Source organism: Leisingera sp. F5 (assembly GCF_001593695.1).
Genome location: NZ_LUKH01001015.1, coordinates 1 through 1,349 on the forward strand (window position 1 = coordinate 1; position 1,349 = coordinate 1,349).

Annotated in this window: 2 protein-coding genes; one reads left to right on the plus strand and one right to left on the minus strand. The window is 54.0% G+C overall.

The annotated features are described in order from the left end of the window. Positions 1 to 175 precede the first annotated feature (175 nt). Positions 176 to 307 (plus strand): hypothetical protein, encoded by a 132-nt coding sequence (locus A2I95_RS38395; RefSeq protein WP_281171998.1) that lies wholly within the window; start codon positions 176 to 178, stop codon positions 305 to 307. A gap of 119 nt (positions 308 to 426) precedes the next feature. On the opposite strand, the gene A2I95_RS38400 is transcribed toward A2I95_RS38395, so the two are convergent. After that, complete coding sequence (locus A2I95_RS38400; RefSeq protein ID WP_291737652.1) at positions 427 to 1,161, minus strand: ferric reductase-like transmembrane domain-containing protein; 735 nt, start codon at positions 1,159 to 1,161, stop codon at positions 427 to 429. Positions 1,162 to 1,349: the final 188 nt, after the last annotated feature.

A 1,349-nucleotide genomic window follows, 5' to 3' on the forward strand; every position in this document is an offset into this window, starting at 1 on the left:
GCGTAGATCTCGACGCCCAACGATTTGAGAAACGAATTTGTAGCGCACATTGCGAAACGCACTCCCCACTATGAGTTGTGCAAGATCTCGCAGCACCGGACAGGCGCTACAACGTGGGGCCGGGACAGCGCTTACGTCGCGCGGCGCAACGCAATAACCAAATGGGAGAGAGACCATGAGTGACAAAACCCCTATCACAGAACCACAAAGCGACGGAATGGCCTCATGGTTTCCCACCGCCTATACGATCCTTTTTGCATTGATCGTCATCGTCGCCGCACTGACCTGGATCATTCCAGCAGGGTAGTACGACCGCGCCATGAATAACGAGGTCGGGCGCGAGATCGCTGTGACAGGGACTTACCAGACCGTCGATTCCAATCCGCAGGGATTTGTCGAAGTCATGCTGGCACCTGTCGCTGGATCCTAAGATGCCGCCGACTCGCGTCGGCGCACTTTGTACAAGGTTGCAGACGATGCGACGAACTGAAAGGTCAGTACAGCCCCGACCAAACCGACAAAAGGCCATTGGAACCAGTTCGGCTCGGGAGTGGCTCGATGAAAATCGAGAAAGTGGAGGTACAGAAAATAGCCGGTATGTACGACCGACAACCACCACAGCACGTAAGTTCCCCGCTGGACGAATTTCCAAACCGAATTTCCCAGCCAACGAAGACTGCGGTCGTTCGATGTAGCAGCCAGGATCAGCCCGTAAAGCAACGCAAGGACACCGATCAGATTGGCAATCGCAAACCCGTGCTGCACCATCACGTATTTTTGCAGTCCCGGATGAAATTCAAAGCCGACAAGGCGCATGAGATCCAGGTTCACCCAACCGATCAAAATGATTGTGGCGTGTATAAATGCCAGCAAGACCGCATAAATACCCAATTCGCGCCGGAATGGTAACAGCTTTGCAGTGCTGCGCCAGATACGTGACAAAGGACCAAGCGACATCGCCACTGCCACCAGAACGATCGACATATCGCCAACAGCCCTGTTCCAGCGGTGCATTGGGGACCATTCGATCCGGCTGTACAAGAACAGCCATGTGCCGGCCACACCAATTGCTATCACAAGAAGGTGACGCGCCCACCAGGATGCAAGCAGGTGATATTTCGGGTTTGATCGGACGGCTTTCTTGCGAGACGATGACTTCATTCAGATACTTCTCCTACCCAGCGAGACAAGTAGATGCGCTAGAATACAAAAACTGCGGTGATCCCGACAAGGGCGTATAACATGAATTGGTCTCGATGTGATCTGACACCGCCCCCTTCTCAGCACGCTGAACTGGGGGCGGCGCATCTCTTGAAGGAGATGATGGCTGGCCGTTTTGATGGTGGTGC

Excerpts from the sequence above, each read along its gene's own strand:
- A2I95_RS38395 (WP_281171998.1), top strand. The coding sequence starts at position 176 with ATGAGTGACAAAACCCCTATCACAGAACCACAAAGCGACGGAATGGCC.
- A2I95_RS38400 (WP_291737652.1), bottom strand. The coding sequence starts at position 1,161 with ATGAAGTCATCGTCTCGCAAGAAAGCCGTCCGATCAAACCCGAAATAT.